Here is a 17,195-nt window from a genome sequence, read left to right as displayed (position 1 = left end):
CGCCGGTTAGCGTCGCCCAGCGGAGCCGGCCGGGTGCCGCCCGGCCGGTGGTCGACCAGCCAGGAGGTTTCGCCGTGCCCCTGAATCCGACGCACCCCGAGGCGGTGGAAGTCGCCACCGGGCTGCAGTTCCCGACCAGCCTCGCCTTCGACGACGCGGGCGGCGTCTACGTCGCCGAATCCGGTCTCGCCTTCGGCGGCGCGGCGCCCGGCGGGAAGGTCTGGCGGCTCGCCGGCGGCGAGCGGACACTCGTCGCCGGCGAGCTCGCCGCGCCGGTCACCGGCCTGTGCTGGTTCGAGGGCGACCTGTTCGTCTCCGAGGGCGGGGCCGGCCGGATCACCCGCGTCGACGCGGCCGGGCGCAAGCACGGCGTCGTCGACGGCATGCCCGGTCCCGGCAACTACCACACGAACATGGCCGTGGTCGGCGCCGACCGGAAGCTCTACTTCAGCCAGGGCGCGATGTCGAACCTCGGCGTGATCGGCCTGGACGCCTACGAGCTCGGCTGGCTGCGCCGGCTGCCGCACGCGTTCGACCTGCCCGGCCTGGACATCGAGCTGACCGGGTTCAACGCGACGACCCGCGACCCGTTCTCCGACGAGCCCGGCGCGACCGTCGACACCGGGGCGTTCGGCCCGTTCGGCACGCAGACCACCGCGGGGCAGAAGATCGCGGCGCAGCTGCCGTGCACCGCCGCCGTGCTGCGGTGCGAACTGGACGGCTCGGGCATGGAGCTGGTGGCCTGGGGGCTGCGCAACGCGTTCGGCCTCGGCTTCCTGCCCGACGGCCGGCTGATCGCGCTCGACCAGGGCGCCGACGACCGGGGCAGCCGCCCGATCGGCAACGCCCCGGACCTGCTGTTCGACGTCCGGCAGGGCGGCTGGTACGGCTGGCCGGACTTCGTCGGCGACCGCCCGGTGACCGACCCGGCGTTCGCGCCCGAGCGCGGCGCGCAGCCGGAGTTCCTGCTGGCGAACCACGACGACCTGCCGCTTCCCGAGCGCGCCCTGCTCGAGTTCGAGCCGCACGTCTCGGCCACCCGCTTCGCCGTCGTGCCGGGCGGGGCGCTGGCCGGGCAGCTCGTCGTGACGTTGTTCGGCGACGAAGCCCCGATGTGCCTGCCGGCGGGCGGGCCGCCGGTCGGCCGCAGCCTCGTGGTCGTCGACCCGGCGGACTGGTCGCCGCGGGAGCTGCCGGGCGCACCGGTGCTGGCCCGGCCGATCGACGTCGGGTTCGCCCCCGGCGACGACGCTCTGTACCTGCTCGACTTCGGCAAGTTCGAGATGTCGGAGGACGGGGTCCAGGCGACCCAGGGGACCGGGCGGCTGTGGCGCTGGGAGTCCTGGTCGGACCGTCCACACCGGACACCGATCGGCTGATCGGGAGCCGCACCGCACGAGAAGCCAGTCACTCCGGCACGAAGCTACGGTGGAGTCCACGCGGAGCCCGGCCCGGGCCCCGCCGGAGTCCGAAGTGGACTCCCCGTGGGGGAGCTGGGGTGACTGGCTGGTGCGCGACGGTGGTCGCCGCCCGGCCGGGGTTGGAGACATTGTGCCGTACTCGCGTTCGCTGCTCGGCTGCCTGGCCGACTTCGCCCGCACCCGGCCGGAGTCGACCGCACTGGTGCTGGGCGACGTCCGGGTGTCCTACGCCGATCTCGCCGCCATGACCATGTCGGCCTACGAGGGCCTGTCGGCGCTGCAGCTGCCGGCCGAGGCCCGCGTCGCCGTTCACGCCGCGAAGACCCCGCGCACGGTCGCGCTCATCGTGGCCTGCCTGCTGGCACGCCGCCCGTTCATGCTGCCCTCCACCGAGCTCGGCGCGACGGCGCTCGAAGAGCTGCTGGAGAAGGCGGACTGCACCGACGTCCTGACCGCCGAGCCCGGCGCGGGCGTCGGCGGCCGGCGGATCCACAAGATCGACACCACCGCGGTCGCGCCGGACGGCGACCTGGCCGGCCTCGACGGCATCACCGGTCCCGACGTCAGCCCGGACGCCACCTCGTTCATCTTCACGACGTCGGGCTCCACCGGCCTGCCCAAGGTGGTTCCGCTGAGCTTCCAGGCCGTCGAGCGCTTCACCGAGTGGGCGGTCACGAAGTTCCGGCTGCGGCCCGGCACGGTGGTATTGAACTACGCGCCGTTCAACTTCGACCTGTGCCTGCTCGACATCCGCGCCACGTTCAAGGCCGGCGGCACGACGGTCCTGGTCGAGCCGGACAAGGCGACCAACGGCAAGCACCTCGCCGAGGTGATCCGCACCGAGGGGGTCGAGGTCGTCCAGTCGGTCCCGATGCTCTACCGGCTGCTCGCCGACGTTCCCGGCGTGCAGCCGTTCGAGTCGGTCAAGCACGTGATCGTCACCGGCGACAAGATGCCCGCGAAGCTGCTGCCCGAGCTGCCGCGGCTGTTCCCGAACGCACGCTTCCACAACATCTACGGCGCCACCGAGACCAACGACAGCTTCATCCACGAGATCACCGGCTTCGCGGGCGAGGGCCCGCTGCCGATCGGCCGCCCGCTGCCCGGCGTCGACGCGCTCGTGCTCGACGCCGCCGGCGAGGTGGTCGACGGCCCGGCCACCGGCGAGCTGCTCGTGTCGACGCCGTTCCAGACGGCCGGGTACGCGGTCGGCGGCGGGGCGGACAAGTTCGTCGAACGCGAGGGCGGGCGCGTCTACTTCCGCTCCGGCGACCTCGTCGCGCGCGACGCCGATGGCGTGTTCACGCTCGTCGGGCGCACCGACTCCCAGGTCAAGGTCCGCGGTGTGCGCGTGAACCTCGAAGAGATCGAGCAGGTCCTGCTCGGCCACGAGCGGATCGCCGGCGCGGCCGTGGTGGTGGTGCCCGACGACGTCGCGGGGCTCGTCATCCACGCGGTCGTCCGCCGCGACACGACCGAGCCGCTCGGCGTGCTCGCGCTGCGCCAGTTCTGCCGCGAGCGCCTGGCGCGGGCGGCGCTGCCCACCACGATCCGCGTCGTCGACGACCCGCTGCCGACGACCTCGACGGGCAAGACCGACCGCAAAGCCGTCATCCGAGACCTGTTGAACGGGAGCTGACATGAGTTATTCCGAGCAGATCAAGCAGTACGTCCTCGACGAGTTCCTGCCGGGCGTCGGCCCGGAGGAGCTCGAAGCCGACTACGACCTGCGCGCCAACGGCGTCGTCGACAGCCTCGGCCTGCTGCGCGTGGTCACCTGGCTCGAGGCCACGTTCGAGATCCCGATGGAGGAGGTCGAGATCGTCGAGCAGGACTTCACCTCCATCACCTCGATCTCCCGGTTCGTCGAGCTGCACTCGGCGTCGGGCTCGTCCGATGTGGACTACCTGGGAAAGGCGGCCTGACACCGTGATCATCCGCAAACTTTCGGAAGTCGAAGGCGTCGAGTGGGGCAACGGCCTGAGCCACCGCTTCCTGACGCTGCGGGACGGCATGGGCTACACGGTCACGCACACGATCGTCCGCGCCGGCACCGACTCCGCGCTGGAGTACAAGAACCACCTCGAGGCGTGCTACTGCATCGCCGGCAGCGGCAAGGTCATCGACTCCGCCGGTGACGAGCACGTCATCGAGGTCGGCACGATCTACGCCCTCGACAAGCACGACCCGCACCACCTGATCGCCTCGCCGCACGAGGACATGGTGCTGGTCTGCATGTTCACGCCCGCCCTCATCGGCGACGAGTCGCACAACCTCGACGACGAATTCTCCAACTACTGAGCCGGAGCTCCCCCGATGCAGCAGTGGACCGACAAGCAGCAGGAGCTGCGGGACGGCTACACCGAGGTCTTCCAGGCCTGGGGCGCCGACCACCTCCGGCGCGACCGCGAAGCCGAGTTCGCCGGCGAGCTGTGGCCGGAGATCGGCGCGACGGGCCTGTTCGGCCTGCCGTTCGGCACGGAGTACGGCGGTGGCGGGCACGACCTGCCGACCACCATGCACGTGCTGGAGGGCCTCGGCCGCCACTGCCGCGACGGGGGGCTCGGCTTTTCGATCTCGACCCAGCTCGTCAGCACCGGCGTGCCGGTCCACCGGTTCGGTTCGGAGGAGCTCAAGCACCGGCTGCTGCCGAGGGTCATCGACGGCTCGGTGATCTGCGCCCACGCGATCACCGAGCCGCACGGTGGCTCCGACGCGGCCGCCATGCAGACCACGGCCGAGCGCGCGGACGACGACCACTACGTCCTCAACGGCCGGAAGTTCTTCATCACCAACGGTCCCGTGGCCGACGTCGTCCTCGTGTACGCCCGGACGTCGCCGGGCACCGGGCCGCTCGGCATCAGCGTGTTCGCCGTCGAGAAGGGCACGCCCGGCTTCGAAGCCGGCCCGCCGGTCGACAAGATGGGCCTGCGCACGTCGCCACTGGGGAACCTGACGTTCACCGACTGCGTGGTGCCCGCGGCGAACATGGTCGGCCGCCGGGGCAAGGGCTTCCTGCTGCTCGACTACGTCATGAAGTGGGAGGTGCTGCTCTCCTTCGCGATCAGCCTGGGCGCGATGGAGCACCGCCTCGAGCAGAGCGTCGAGTACGCCAAGACCCGCAAGCAGTTCGGGGCGCCGATCGCGTCCTGCCAGCTGATCGCGGAAAAGATCGTGCAGATGAAGATGGACCTGGAGACCACCCGCAACTGGTTCTACGACACCGCGAAGCGGTTCGAGGCCGGCGAGGACGTGATGGTGGACGTGGCCATGGCGAAGGTGCTCGCGAGCGAGGCCAACGTCCGGTCCGCGACCAACGCCGTGCAGATCTTCGGCGGCCGCGGCTACCTCAGCGAGTTCGGCATCGAGAAGGAACTGCGCGACGCCACCGGCGGCACGATCTACTCCGGCACGTCGGAGGTCCAGCGGGACAAGGTCGCCAGAATGCTCGGAGTGCGCTGAGAAGGCGCCGGAACCGGAAGAAGGACGACATGGCGGCCGAGACGCCTCCGCAAGACCTGCTCGGGGTCACCCCGTTCCTCGACCACGACCACCCGGTCGTGCGGGAGTTCGTCGGGCAGGCGCTCGACGGCAGCGAGCAGACCCTCACCGACAAGGCGGTCGCGCTGTACTACGCGGTCCGCGACAAGCTGCACTACGAGGTCTACGGCGCGGCGCTGAGCCGCGAGGGCCTCAAGGCGAGCTCGATCATCAGCCGCGGCCGCGGGTTCTGCGTCCACAAGTCCATTGTGTACGCCGCCGTGTGCCGCGCGGCGGGGGTGCCGAGCCGGATCGCGCTCACCGACGTCCGCAACCACCTCGCGTCGCCGCGGCTGCGCGAGCTGGTCGGCGGCGACGTGTTCCGCTTCCACGCGCTGAACTCCGTGTACCTGGACGGCAAGTGGGTCCGCGCGACCCCGGTGTTCACCAAGCTGCTGTGCAAGCTGTACGGCATCACGCCGCTGGAGTTCGACGGCACGGCCGACAGCATGTCGCACCCGTACGACAGCAAGGGCCGCCGGTACATGGAGTTCCTCCACGACTACGGCGACTTCGACGACTTCCCGTACGAGCTCGTGGTCGAGGGCATCCGCTCGGCGCACCCGGCGCTGTTCGCCAGCCGGTACGAGACGGCGGGCGGCTCGCTCGTCGCCGAGGCGGCCGACGAGACCGGCGAGTCCGGGCTGAAGGCCGCGTAACCGAGCACAGCGGGAGATGCGGTCCACCGTCGCGCGGTAGGACGGTGGACCCCCGGCTGCGGGGGTCGACCCCGGAAAGGGGCAGTGATGGTGGATCTGGCGCCCGGCTTCGTCCGGAGCCGGTGGCAGCGGTCGGTGCTGGGCCGGTTCCCGGGACTGGGCAAGCTCACCGTGAGCAGCCTGCTGTCGGAGACCGCCGACGAGTTCGCCTCCGTCGCCCTGATCTGGATCGTGCTGGTGGAAACCGGTTCCCCGGGACTCGCCGGGCTCGCGGTGCTGTTCCGCCGCTTCCCGGAGATCGTCTCGGGGCCCCTGCTCGGCGCGTGGTTCGACCGCTGGTCGCCGGTGAAGCTCACCGCGATCGGGTTCGCCGTCCGCGGCATCGCGATCGGCGGCATCGCGCTGCTGTCGGTCGTCGGCACGTTCAGCATCCCGGTGGTGCTGGGGCTGTGCCTCGTCATGGGCGTGACGAACCCGCTGGCGAAGGTCGGCACCCGCGTCATCACGCCGTTGCTGATCCCGCGCCGCGAGCTGCAGGTGGCCAACGGCGTGCTGACGATCGGCGACCAGTTCCCGTACCTCGTCGGCCCGGTCCTCGGCGGCTCGCTGGCGGGGTTCATCGGCATCTGGTCGCTGTTCATCCCGGCGATCATGTGCCTGGTCGCGACGGCGCTGGTGCTCGGCGTGCGGGTCAACCCTTCTCTGGCGGTCACCCCGGTGTCGTCGCCTTCGCCGAAGAAGAACAGCTTCGTCGCCGGCTTCGGCCCGCTGATCACCGTGCCGGTGGTCCGCGCGATGATGATCCTGACGGTCATCTACTTCCTGTCCTACGGCCCGCTGCTGACCGCGATCCCGGTGTTCTCCGAGCAGAACCTCGGCGCCGGCGGCGCGGGCTACGGCGCGATGTGGTCGGCGATGGGCGTGGGAGCGTTGCTGGGCCTGGTGATGGTGCCGAGGCTGGCGCGGTTCCGCCCGGCGGTGGTCAACGCGGTGGGCGCGACGGTCTGGGGGCTCATCCTGCTGCCCCTGGTGTTCGTGCACGCGTTGCCGCTGGCGCTGGTGATCATGTTCGTCGGCGGGTTCGTGTGGGCGCCGTACGCGTCGACGGAGATCAGCGTCATCCAGAACGCGGTGACGTCCGAGCAGTACGGCGCGGTGTTCGGCGCCCGCCGTTCGGTGATCGTCGCGTCCTCCCCGACGGGCGCGGCCCTCGGTGGTCTGCTGCTGGAGCACTTCAGCGGGTCCCAGGTGGTCGCGCTGTCGGGCCTGGCGTGCGTGCTCGGCGGCGCGTTGTGCCTGTGCCTGCCGTCGGTCCGCGCGGAGAAGCCCGTACCCGCACCGCACGTCGAGCCCGAACCGGTCCGAGTCTCCCAGGAGTGACCAGCGAAATGGCGCCACGCATCCTGCTCATCGGCGGCAACCCCAAGCACTTCCACGCGGCGAAGGCGGCCGGGTGCGAGGTGGTGTACGTCCAGAACCCGGACGAGTTCAAGCCGGAGTACGGCCCCCTGGTGGTGGGCGCGATCCTGGCCGACTACACGGACTGGCCGACGTTCGCCCCGCTCGTCGAGGCGGCCCACCGGGCGTGGGGTTTCTCGACGGTGGTGTCGCTGACGGAGCCGGGCCTCGACCCGGCCGGCCGCGTCCGCGACCTGCTGGGGCTGGGCGGCCCGTCGTACGAGGTGAGCCACCGGTTCACGGACAAGGCGGTGATGCGCCGCTGCCTGGCGGAGGCGGCCCACCCGGACGTCCCGGCGATCGGCGCGGCGGTGCTCGAGGACCGCTCGAGTTTGACGGAGTTCGGAGAGCGCCACGGCTACCCGTTCATCGTGAAGCCGGGAGCGGGCACGGCGAGTTTCGGCGTCCACCGCGTGGACAGCGCGGACCAGGTGGACTCGGTCTACGCGGCGATTTCGCGCGACCGCGACGTCTCGGACCACCCGTTCCTGGGCCAGTACGACCTCGAGGAGTACGTGCTGGAGGAGTACATCGACGGGACGCTGTACAGCGCGGAAGCGTTCTCGTTCGGGGGGAACCACCGGGTGCTGGCGATCACGGAGGCGGTGACGCTGCCGGGAACGGTGGTCCACGCGGGCCACGCGGTCCCGGCCCGGCTGTCGCCCGAGCAGGTGGCGGCGGTGGAGCGGATGATCCCGGCGTTCCTGGACGTGCTGGGCTATCCGGACGGCCCGAGCCACACGGAGTTCAAGTTCAGCCCCCGCGGCCCGGTGGTGATCGAGTCCCAGAACCGCATCGGCGGGGCGTTGATCAACGAGATGGTGTTCGCGGTGCACGGAGTCGACATGCACGAGCTGACGATGAAGTGGCCCCACGGCTCGGTGTCCCCGATCGTGGCCGCCCCACCCGCCTCAGGCGCGGCGGCGAGCTGGCTGGCGGTGGCGGAGCCGGGCGAGATCGTGGAGATCGCGGGCGTGGACGGGGTATCGGCGGACCCGGCAACGCTGGCGATCGACTTGGGCGGAGCAGCACCGGGGGATGTGGTGCGCTCATTGGACGGATCATGGGACGGGCTGGGCCACGTGGCAGTAACGGCCGCGGACACCACGGCGGCGATCGAGTTCAGCCAGGCGAGGGTGGCGGACATCAAGGTCCGCACGAGGCCGGCGCAGTAGGGGTTTGGCGGCGAGCGGGGGCCCCGGTGCCGGCCGGCGCACCGGGGCTTTCGCATGCGTGGGCGGATGATTCGCCGCCAGCCGGGAGCCGCCAGCCAGCTCGGCCGCGTGACCCGCCCGATTTCCCTTCCCACACATGCGAAACGGGCCCGCCCCAATCGGGGAGCGGGCCCGTTCTCACGCGCGCGGGGTCACGGCACTCCGACGACACCCGTGCAGTAGTCCTCGATGTACGCGCGCTTGGCCGCTTCGCCGCGGTCCGTGCGCAGGAAGCGGGCCCACGCACGGCGCTCGTGTGCGGTCGTGTCCAGTTCGACCACGTTCTGCGTGGCCCGGAACGCTCCCGGCTTGGCCGGGTAGCGCTTGAACTCGTCGCCGTCGAGGAAGAAGATTCCCGTCCACAGCTCGTCCTTGCGCCACAGACCCACGATCAGGTAGTAGCCGCCGTCGTGGTGGAGCTGCGCGTAGCCGAGTTCGTTCTCGAACTCCAGCTCGCCCGACTCCGCCTGGTCGCGCAGGTACTGGCGCGCCTGCTCGCTGATCGCCGGCGCTGCCTCTTCGCCCTCTTCGCGGACGTCGTACCACTTCAGGTACGCGCCCGGCAGACGCAGGTCTTCACCCGGGTAGATGCGCTTCGCGACGTGCACCCACTCCTCCGGGATGTCCGCCAGCTCGCTCAGTTCCGTGATCGCTTTCGTCACTTGGCTACCGCCTCATTTGTGTAGAGCCCGTTCAGTTCGTACTCGCGCAGCTGCTTGTAGTCCGACTCGACCTGCTCCGGGTCGTCCGCCTCGAGGTAGACGTAACCCACCGACGTCGCCAGGTCGACCGTCCGCCGCACGGGGCCGCCGGGCGGGGTGGTCAGCACCAGGTCGACGAACGACGGCAGCGTGCGCACCGCCGCGAACCCGGCCTCGTCCGGCACCACGCCGTCGCCGGGGCTGATCAGCGTCACGTACCGCAGGAACGACCGCGGCCGGTACGTCGGCAGCCGCCGCTGCGTGACCTCTTCGGGGCGCGCCACCGCCAGTGCCAGGCACTCGACCTGGTTGGTGCCGATGCAGCGCGAGATCACCGACGGCTGGTGCGAACCGCCCATCCGCGCGCCGGACTCGACCAGCACCGGCCCGGTCGGGGTGAGCATCACCTCGGTGTGCCCGGCGCCGTTGTGGATTTCGAGCGCGTCCAGGACGTCCAGCGTGTAGCCGACCAGGTCCGCCACGCGCGGCTCCTCCAGCGGCACCGGCTGTTCGTAGTCGTACATCCAGTGGCCGCCGTCGAGGGCCCGCTTGTGGTAGCGCCACACCTCGACCACGTGGTGCACGCCGTCGCGGCTGACCGTGTTGACGAAGTACTCGTCCCCGTGCAGGTATTCCTGCGCCAGCACGGTTTCGTTGCGCGAGCCGTACCGGGTGGTGCCGGCCAGGATCGCGGCGTGCCCGCCGCGCACCTCGTCGACCGAACCGCAGATGCGGACGTTGTCGGTGCCCGCGCTCGCCAGCGGCTTCAGCACGACTGGCCACTTGCCCAGCGCTTCCGCCCAGGCGACGACCTCGTCGACGGACGGTGACGAGAACGACGCGGCGGTGGTGACCCCCGCTTCGCGCACCGCCGCCACCATCTCGTACTTGTCGCGCCGCGCCCGCGGCCGGCGCATCCCGTTGCCGGGGGTGCCGAGCGCCGCCGACAGCTCGTCGGCCAGCAGCACCCCCGACTCGGTCCCGGCCAGCACGAACCCGACGTCGAGGCGCCGCAACGCTTCCGCGGTCTCGCCGACGTCGCCCTGGTGCCGGACGTCGGCCTCCGCGGACCCGCGCAGGTGCACGTCCGGTGCCTCCGACCGGACGCGCACCGTCTCCAGCCCGTGCGCGGCGAGCGCCGCGGGCAGGTGCGCGGCGATGCCGTCCGCGTCGACGACCGCGACCCTCACGACGTGGCTCCGCCCAGCTGCGGGATCGAGGCCGCCGCGAGGTCGAGCTGCTCTTCGTTGACGACGTCGTCTTCCAGCGTGCCGGCGAAGTACTTGTCGTAGGCGACAAGGTCGAAGTGACCGTGTCCGGACAGTCCGAAGAGGATGGTCCGGCCGACGCCTTCGGCCTTGCACTTCAGCGCCTCGTCGATCGCGCCGCGGATGGCGTGCGTCGACTCCGGCGCCGGCAGGATCCCTTCGGTGCGGGCGAACTGCACGCCCGCCTCGAAGCAGCCGGTCTGCCCGACGGCGATCGGCTCGATCAGCTTGTCCTCGACCGCGCGGCTGACCAGCGGGCCGATGCCGTGCGCGCGCAGGCCGCCGGCGTGCACGGGCGGCGGCATGAACTCGTGGCCGAGGGTGTGCATCCGGAACAGCGGCCCGAGCCGGCCGGTGTCCGCGTAGTCGTAGGCGATGGAGCCGCGGGTCAGCGTGGGGCAGGCGGCCGGTTCGACGGCCAGCACCCGCACCGCGGGCCCGCCGCGCAGCTGCGCGCCGATGAACGGGAACGTCAGGCCGGCCAGGTTGCTGCCGCCGCCGGAGCAGCCGACGATGACGTCCGGGTAGTCCCCGGCCAGCTCCATCTGCAGCAGGGCTTCCTGCCCGATGACGGTTTGGTGCAGCAGCACGTGGTTCGCGGCGCTGCCGAGCACGTAGCCCAGCGACGGGTCGGTGGCCGCCGTCTCCAGCGCCTCCGAGGTGGCGATGCCGAGGCTGCCGGGGGAGTCGGGGTACTTGGCGAGGATCTCCCGGCCCACCGCGGTTTCCGGGCTCGGGCTGGGGACGCACGTCGCGCCGTAGGACTCCATCAGCGCCCGGCGGTAGGGCTTCTGCTGGAAGCTCACCTTGACCATGAACACCTTGGCGGTCAGCCCGAAGAGCGCGGCCGACAGCGCCGTCGCGCTGCCCCACTGCCCGGCGCCGGTCTCGGTGATCAGGCCGGTCTTGCCCGCCTGCTTGTTGTAGTACGCCTGCGGGATCCCGGTGTTCGGCTTGTGGCTGCCCGACGGCGCGACACCCTCGTACTTGTAGTAGATCTTGGCCGGCGTGCCGAGGGCCTTCTCGAGCCGGCGCGCGCGGTAGAGCGGGCTGGGCCGCCACTGGGCGTAGAGCTGACGCACCGGCTCCGGGATCTCGATGTCCCGCTCGGTGCTCAGCTCCTGGTCGATGATGGGCTCGGGCATCGTCGCGCCCATCTCGTCGCGAGTCAGCGGCGCCCCCGTCGCCGGGTTGAGCGCGGGCGCCAGCGGGGCGCCGGGCAGGTCGGCGGCGATGTTGTACCAGGTGCTCGGAATCTGGGACTCGTCGAGCTGGAACTTGCTTCTCTCCATCGCGGAGGCCTCTCGTCGTTGTGCAGTACCGGATCCGACGCACGGCGGTGCCCGCCGGCACGCCCCGATGCTGCCGCCCCCGCCCGCCCGGGCTCATCTCCCGGAGTGCGCGCTCTGAGCCGCCGGCGCGCGAGGTGCGCCAATTTCGCGCTATAACCACGAAAACGCGGGTGGAGCTTCCGCCGGACACGTCACGTCGGCCGACGGCACCGTCATCGAGTTCGACGAGGTCGGCTCCGGCCCACCGTTGGTTGGCAGCACGTCGAGCGCGAGTTGGAGGATTTGGAAGCCCTGATCGCCGACGCCGTCCGCCCCGGCGGACACCCGCCCCCGGCCGTCCCCGGCGTTCCTGCCGAAGCTGACGGCGCTTCGAGTACGACCGCCGTGCCGACGCGGTCGAGCTGTGGTCGGAGTTCCTGGGCGTCACGCCGACGCTGGTCTACGACAGCACCCTCCTCGGCGGCGCCGCCCAAGCGCTGACCGACGCCCCGCCGAACGTGCGGCGCCGCACGCTGCCTCATGCGGCGTCCGATGTAGAGGTCGGCCCGTCGGGCGCCGGCTCCGGTGCCGGTGCGCGCGCGGCGCGGTCGGCCAGGTGCCGCAGCTTCGTCAGGTGCCGCCGGACGAGCCCCGCGCGCCGGGCTTCGTCGAGGGCGTTTCGCGTGACGCGGTTGGCGCGCCGCCTGCGGTGCCGTCCTTCTTGGTGGTCCATGAAGTGCCTCCTTCAGTGGGCGCGAAATTCGCTCGATCGGGTGACGTTTCGGGCGCACGGCGGGTGTGATCGCTGGGCGTGACCGATCGCGTGCGGAAAGCCTCAGGTAACAAGGTTGTCTCGGGATGGGCTCGGTCGGAACCGTTGGGCCACCTGGCCGCTCGCACGATGCGACTTCCGGAGTCCGCCGAGCCGGTGCGACTGTCCAAAGTGGGTCAGGCCGACGGCGCTGGAGACGGGCCCCGACGTGGGACCGGTCACGATGGCCAGGGGGCGTCGTGCGCAGCCGCGCACGACGTCTTCCCTGGTGGCGCCCCCGGCAGGACTCGAACCTGCGACCTAGAGATTAGAAGGCTCTTGCTCTATCCAGCTGAGCTACGAGGGCCCGCGCCGACGGCTGCTGCCGGCAACCCGGCACTGGCAGCTTAGTCGTCGCCATCCTCTCGATCGTTCGACACCGGCGAATCGTTTCAGGTCTCGTTCGACGGAATTCGGAAGTTCGGTGGAAGCGTCGTCGAGAGCGTGGTGTAGACCTCCTTGAGTGTCGGGTGCGGTGCTGAGGGTGACCGGACGGGCTTCCGGACGAGCCCCGAACCTGTAATCTGGCGATCAGAAGGCTCTTGCTGTGTCCAGCCCGACCACGCTCGCCCGCACGTCCCTGCGGCCGGGCAGGCAGCGCCGCGAGCGTCCGCACGCCGCTGCTTGCCCGCCGCGGCGGGCGGCGCGGTGGTCTCCTCACCTGCATGTTTCCGCCTTGGCTGCCGACCGGGTGATCTCCCGGGGTGAGGTGGCCGAGATGGTCTTCCCCGAGCTTGCCTGGTGCGGTCGCCGGTGGGACGGCCCGAAAGCCCGGCTGATCGGCCATAGGACCGCGCTGGACCCGATCGCAGCCCTGATCCGCCCGGTGGCGACGGGAGATCGCTTGGGAAGCCCGTGGGCGCGCCCCGCCGCTGGGGCGCGCCCACGGGGTGGGGCCGCTTCGGGGGAGCGGCCCCGGTCGGGTCCGGCCGCCGCCGCGAGCCGGCTCCCCCTTGGAGCGGACGGCGGTGCGGGCCCGGGTCGGTGGTGGGTCATGGCGGTGTGGCCTGGGTCGGTGGGTTGTCGAGACGCGGCCCGGGGCGGTGGGTTGCGGTCGAGCAGGCCCGGATCGGTGGGCTACGTCGTGCACCCCAGTCAGAGCGTCACTCCCAGAGCTGGATGCCGCGGACCAGGAACGGTGCGTCCGGGACGTACGTGCCGCCGCCCGGGTACGTGACGAAATCGCCCTCTGTCGAGCATTCGTCGCTCTGGTACACCGTCACGTCCCGCGTCAGCAGATTCGCGAACGATGATCCCGCGAATCCATCGGGCAGTGGAATGCATTCCCCGGGATTCGCCGTGCGCAAGTCGAAGCGCGCGATCTCGCCGCCGTAGTCGTTGGCCGACCACAGGCAGAATTCGCCCTTCTGGCAGCCGGGACCGGATGCTGCTTGCGCGGTTCCGACGCTGGTCAGCAGGCCCAGCGCGGCCAGGATCAGCAAGTGCGGCAGCCGGGCGCGGAAACGGCGTGAAGACATCGTGGGTTCCCCTCTGGATTCGCGGCTTGCGGGCCGCGGTGAACTGGTGATTCCAGATTGGCGGGCGGCGGAAGATTTGTCAGTACGCGATTTCGGATCTGTGGACAACCGGACCCCGTCCGGCGAGCTGTCCACAGATCCGCGAACGGTCTTGCGGGCGGAAGAGGACGGTGCTACACAGCCGCAGCGCAGTGCAACCCCGAGGCGCTTCAGTCACGCTGGAGCCATGCAACGGGATCGGATCGCGGTGTTCGTCGTGTTCGCGGTCAACGGCATCGCACTGGGGTCCTGGGCGTCCCGCACGCCCGCGCTCGCGACGCAGGTGCACGCCTCACCCGGCGTCTTCGGCCTGGCGCTGCTCGGCGCCAGCGCCGGGATGCTCGCCGCCGCGTCGGTGGCCGGCCGGATCATCGAACGCGCCGGTGCGCGCGTGGTCGTCGCCGGCAGCACCGCGACCACCGCCGGGTCGATGGTGCTCGTCGGGTTCGCGCCCACCGTGCCGCTGCTGGCCGGCGCCCTGCTCCTGATCGGCGCGAGCGTCGGGATGCTCGACGTCGCCATGAACGTCGCCGCGGTCGCCGTCGAACGCCGGCTCGGCCGCGCGATCATGCCGGAGTTCCACGCGGGGTTCAGCTTCGGCGCGCTCGCCGGTTCGCTGGCCGCGGGCCTCGCCGCCGGTCACGACTGGTCGCCGGCGCGCCACCTGAGCGTGGCCGCCGTCGTCGCCGCCGCGGTGCTGCTGCCCGTCCTCCGCGCGGTCCCCGGCAGCCGTCCCGAACACCGTGAGCAGCTCAAGCCGGGCCGGGCGCCGATCCGCCGTCCGGTGCTGTGGCTGCTCGCCGCGGTCGCGTTGTGCTCGGCGATCGCCGAAGGCGCGTCCTCGGACTGGTCCGCGCTGCTGATGACGGTCGAACGCGGCGTCGGCCAAGGCGCCGCCGCGCTCGCGTTCGCCGCCTTCCAGCTGGTCATGGCCCTGACCCGGCTCGCCGGGACGTACGCGCAACGCCGGTTCGGCCCCACCCGCTGCCTGGCCGCGGGATCGGTGCTGGCCGCCGCCGGGCTGCTCGCCGCGGCCGCGATCCCGGTCGCCGCGGCCGGGTACGCCGGGTTCGCGCTCGCCGGCGCGGGTCTCGCCGCCTCGTTCCCGATGGCGCTGAGCCTGGCCGGCGACGCCGGGAAACAAGGCGGCGGCGAGCGCGAGATCGGGTTCGTCACGGCCATCGCCTACACCGGGTTCCTCGCCGGTCCGCCGATCGTCGGCGGCATCGCGCAGGTGACGGACTACGGCCTGGCGTTCGGGTTCGTCGCGCTGGTCGCCGGGCTGATCCTGCCCGCCGCTCTCGGCGCCCGGCGCGCGCGGAACCGGGAGGAAGCCGCGGTGACCGTCGAATCGTGACCCAACGCCGGGAGCCGGGCGCGGCGTGCGTGCGTCTCTTCCCGTACGGCCCCTACCGCCGTGGCCCCGTTGACAGTGCGGAACCAAGCGGGGCAAGCTGAGCGGGTCGTAAGCTGAAATGAATGAACCGACGTTACGAGTTCAGGTGGGCTGGTCAGGGTAGGGGCCTTGACCCGGGGAGGACGTCGTGAGGGTTGTGCTGCTCGGCGGCGCGGGGGCGCTCGCCGGCGGAGCCGGGCTCCCGCTCGTGCAGGGGGCGGTGCCGAGGCTCGTGCTCGTGCCGGTCGCGTTCCGGCTCGCCTTGTTCCTGCAAGCGATCTGGGCCGGCGGCCCGCTGGGCGCTCCGGTGCTCGGCCTGGCCATCGCGCTCTACCTCGTGCCGAACCTGGCCGAGGTGGCCTGGGTCTTCCACCGCAGCACCGGCATCCGGCCGGTGCTCGCCGCCGACACCGCGTACACGCTCGTCACGAGCCTCGCCGCGGCGCTGTTCGCACCGGGTCTGCTCCCGCTGACCTGGCCGAACATCATGGGCACGGTCATGGTCTGGACGCTCCTGCGCGGCGCTCCCGCCGGAGCCATCGCGATCACCGGCGCCGTGCTCCTGCGCTACGGCATGGCCGTGGTGTCCGGGACGTCCGCGCCCGCCACGTGGATCGTGCTCGCCCTGGTCGCGGCCGCCGCGACGGCGCTGGCGATCGTCCTGCTCGTCGCCGGCTCGATGCGGTTCGCGCACCGGCTGGGGGAGCAGCGCGGCCGGGCCGCCGAGCGCGAGCGGCACCGGCGCGACGTCCACGACACCGTCCTGCAGGTGATGGAGTCGCTCGCGCTGCCGGCACCCCGCGACGCCCTCGACCCGGTCGGCAGCCTCGATCAGGTCCGCAGCATCGCCCGCGCGCACGCGTTGCGCCTGCGGCTGAGCCTCGACGGCGACGCGCCCGCCGAGCCGGGCGGGCTCGAGCACCGCCTCGGCGCGCTCGCGGTCGAGATGACGGCGGAGGGCCTGCGCGTCGACCTCGTGCCGCTCGCGAAGCCGTCCGACGTGCCCGAGAGCGTCGTCAACTCCTTGCACGACGCCGCTCGCGAAGCGCTGCGAAACACGTTGAAGCATGCGAAAACGTCGAAAGCCGTCATGTGTCTCGAAGAGCACGACGGCATCGTCACGGTCTCCGTGCGCGACCACGGAACGGGTTTCGACGTCGGCGCACGCCGCGGCGGCTTCGGCATCGAGAACTCGATCCACGCCCGGATGGCCGAGATCGGCGGCACCGCGCGGATCGACTCGGCGCCCGGCCAGGGCACCCGCGTCGTGCTGACCGCGCCGCTAGAGCTGCGTTTCCCCGTCGGGTGAGGCGCGCCACTGCGCGAACGGACGGTCGAGCGCCCACTTGCCGTCGGACTCGGACAGGACGCGGTATTCGCAGGTCCCGGGGTTGGACAGCGACTCGAACAGCTCGATGCTCCAGCCGAACAGCCGGCGGCACAGCAGCCGCAGCGTGAGCCCGTGCGAGACGATCAGGACCGTCTCGGGGTGACTTTCGTCGCGCAGGCGCAGGTCCGAGAGGAACGCCGCGACGCGGTCGTCGACGTCGGCGCCCGACTCGCCGAACGGCAGCCGGTAGAAGAAGTGCCCGAACTCGTTGCGCCGCGCCTTCTGGACCTCCTGGTCGGCCGGGTCCTGCAGGTTGCCCCAGTCCTGTTCGCGCAGCCGCGGCTCCTGCAGCAGCCGCTCGCACGAGGCCTCGATGTCCAGCAGCCGCAACGTCTCCCGCGTCCGCAGGTACGGGCTGACGTACACCGCGGGCCGCTCGCCGTCGAGCAGCCGGGCGATCTCCGGACCCGCGGCAAGCGCTTCCCGCCTGCCCTTTTCGGTCAGCGGCAGGGCGTGGTCGGGGATCCGCGTGTAGGCGAGCTCGTCGACGTTGCCGAGCGACTCGGCGTGCCGCAGGAGGATCATCTTCACGCTCCCATCCTGCCCGTC

General features: G+C 71.5%; 16 protein-coding genes and 1 tRNA gene. 10 read left to right on the top strand and 7 right to left on the bottom strand.

Features of this window, described 5'->3' with window-relative positions; all coding sequences use genetic code 11:
- Positions 1–74 precede the first annotated feature (74 nt).
- The 8 genes from BLV96_RS29330 to BLV96_RS29295 all read left to right on the top strand — a co-directional run bounded on the left by BLV96_RS29330 (position 75) and on the right by BLV96_RS29295 (position 8,253).
- On the top strand, positions 75–1,379 hold the full coding sequence (locus BLV96_RS29330; RefSeq protein WP_208608347.1) for a PQQ-dependent sugar dehydrogenase: 1,305 nt from the start codon (positions 75–77) through the stop codon (positions 1,377–1,379).
- A gap of 49 nt (positions 1,380–1,428) precedes the next feature.
- A complete protein-coding gene (locus BLV96_RS29325; RefSeq protein ID WP_244180544.1) occupies positions 1,429–3,060 on the top strand; it encodes an AMP-binding protein in 1,632 nt (543 codons plus the stop codon).
- Position 3,061: 1 nt separating this feature from the next.
- Positions 3,062–3,346: an acyl carrier protein gene (locus tag BLV96_RS29320; RefSeq protein WP_086671490.1), complete on the top strand. Its 285-nt coding sequence runs from the start codon at positions 3,062–3,064 to the stop codon at positions 3,344–3,346.
- 4 nt (positions 3,347–3,350) lie between these two features.
- Positions 3,351–3,722, top strand: coding sequence for an ectoine synthase (locus BLV96_RS29315; RefSeq protein ID WP_086671488.1), 372 nt, complete (start codon positions 3,351–3,353; stop codon positions 3,720–3,722).
- Positions 3,723–3,737: 15 nt separating this feature from the next.
- On the top strand, positions 3,738–4,883 hold the full coding sequence (locus BLV96_RS29310) for an acyl-CoA dehydrogenase family protein (RefSeq protein ID WP_086671485.1): 1,146 nt from the start codon (positions 3,738–3,740) through the stop codon (positions 4,881–4,883).
- Positions 4,884–4,912: 29 nt separating this feature from the next.
- Positions 4,913–5,620 (top strand): transglutaminase-like domain-containing protein, encoded by a 708-nt coding sequence (locus BLV96_RS29305; protein WP_086671483.1) that lies wholly within the window; start codon positions 4,913–4,915, stop codon positions 5,618–5,620.
- A gap of 87 nt (positions 5,621–5,707) precedes the next feature.
- The gene (locus tag BLV96_RS29300) at positions 5,708–7,000 is read left to right on the top strand and encodes an MFS transporter (RefSeq protein ID WP_086671481.1); all 1,293 of its coding nucleotides are present in this window, start codon (positions 5,708–5,710) and stop codon (positions 6,998–7,000) included.
- 8 nt (positions 7,001–7,008) lie between these two features.
- Positions 7,009–8,253 carry an ATP-grasp domain-containing protein gene (locus tag BLV96_RS29295; protein ID WP_086671479.1) on the top strand — a complete coding sequence of 415 codons (1,245 nt, stop codon included), beginning with the start codon at positions 7,009–7,011 and terminating at the stop codon, positions 8,251–8,253.
- A gap of 191 nt (positions 8,254–8,444) precedes the next feature.
- Here the strand turns inward: BLV96_RS29295 and BLV96_RS29290 are convergent, their stop codons facing one another.
- From BLV96_RS29290 to BLV96_RS29265, 6 genes are all read right to left on the bottom strand, one after another.
- Entirely contained in the window at positions 8,445–8,954 is a 510-nt protein-coding gene (locus tag BLV96_RS29290; protein ID WP_086671477.1) for a hypothetical protein, read from the bottom strand.
- The gene (locus BLV96_RS29285) at positions 8,951–10,183 is read right to left on the bottom strand and encodes a hypothetical protein (protein ID WP_086671475.1); all 1,233 of its coding nucleotides are present in this window, start codon (positions 10,181–10,183) and stop codon (positions 8,951–8,953) included. The genes BLV96_RS29290 and BLV96_RS29285 overlap by 4 nt, the downstream gene beginning before the upstream one ends.
- Complete coding sequence (locus BLV96_RS29280; protein WP_086671473.1) at positions 10,180–11,553, bottom strand: TrpB-like pyridoxal phosphate-dependent enzyme; 1,374 nt, start codon at positions 11,551–11,553, stop codon at positions 10,180–10,182. The genes BLV96_RS29285 and BLV96_RS29280 overlap by 4 nt, the downstream gene beginning before the upstream one ends.
- A 517-nt stretch (positions 11,554–12,070) precedes the next feature.
- Positions 12,071–12,265 carry a hypothetical protein gene (locus BLV96_RS29275; protein ID WP_086671471.1) on the bottom strand — a complete coding sequence of 65 codons (195 nt, stop codon included), beginning with the start codon at positions 12,263–12,265 and terminating at the stop codon, positions 12,071–12,073.
- 308 nt (positions 12,266–12,573) lie between these two features.
- Positions 12,574–12,650, bottom strand: a tRNA-Arg gene (locus BLV96_RS29270).
- Positions 12,651–13,446: 796 nt separating this feature from the next.
- Positions 13,447–13,821 (bottom strand): peptidase inhibitor family I36 protein, encoded by a 375-nt coding sequence (locus tag BLV96_RS29265; RefSeq protein WP_086671469.1) that lies wholly within the window; start codon positions 13,819–13,821, stop codon positions 13,447–13,449.
- A gap of 226 nt (positions 13,822–14,047) precedes the next feature.
- On the opposite strand from BLV96_RS29265, the gene BLV96_RS29260 reads away from it, so the two are divergent.
- Together BLV96_RS29260 and BLV96_RS29255 are read left to right on the top strand one after the other, a co-directional pair.
- Positions 14,048–15,217 (top strand): MFS transporter, encoded by a 1,170-nt coding sequence (locus BLV96_RS29260; protein ID WP_086671467.1) that lies wholly within the window; start codon positions 14,048–14,050, stop codon positions 15,215–15,217.
- A 196-nt stretch (positions 15,218–15,413) separates the two neighbouring features.
- A complete protein-coding gene (locus tag BLV96_RS29255) occupies positions 15,414–16,565 on the top strand; it encodes a sensor histidine kinase (protein ID WP_208608357.1) in 1,152 nt (383 codons plus the stop codon).
- On the opposite strand, the gene BLV96_RS29250 is transcribed toward BLV96_RS29255, so the two are convergent.
- Complete coding sequence (locus BLV96_RS29250) at positions 16,539–17,177, bottom strand: phosphoglycerate mutase family protein (protein WP_086671465.1); 639 nt, start codon at positions 17,175–17,177, stop codon at positions 16,539–16,541. The genes BLV96_RS29255 and BLV96_RS29250 overlap by 27 nt on opposite strands.
- Positions 17,178–17,195 lie beyond the last annotated feature (18 nt).

Source organism: Amycolatopsis pretoriensis, assembly GCF_900107925.1.
GTDB lineage: Bacteria > Actinomycetota > Actinomycetes > Mycobacteriales > Pseudonocardiaceae > Amycolatopsis > Amycolatopsis pretoriensis.
The sequence above is the reverse complement of the archived record's forward strand: the minus strand, read 5'-3'. Positions and strand labels throughout refer to the sequence as shown.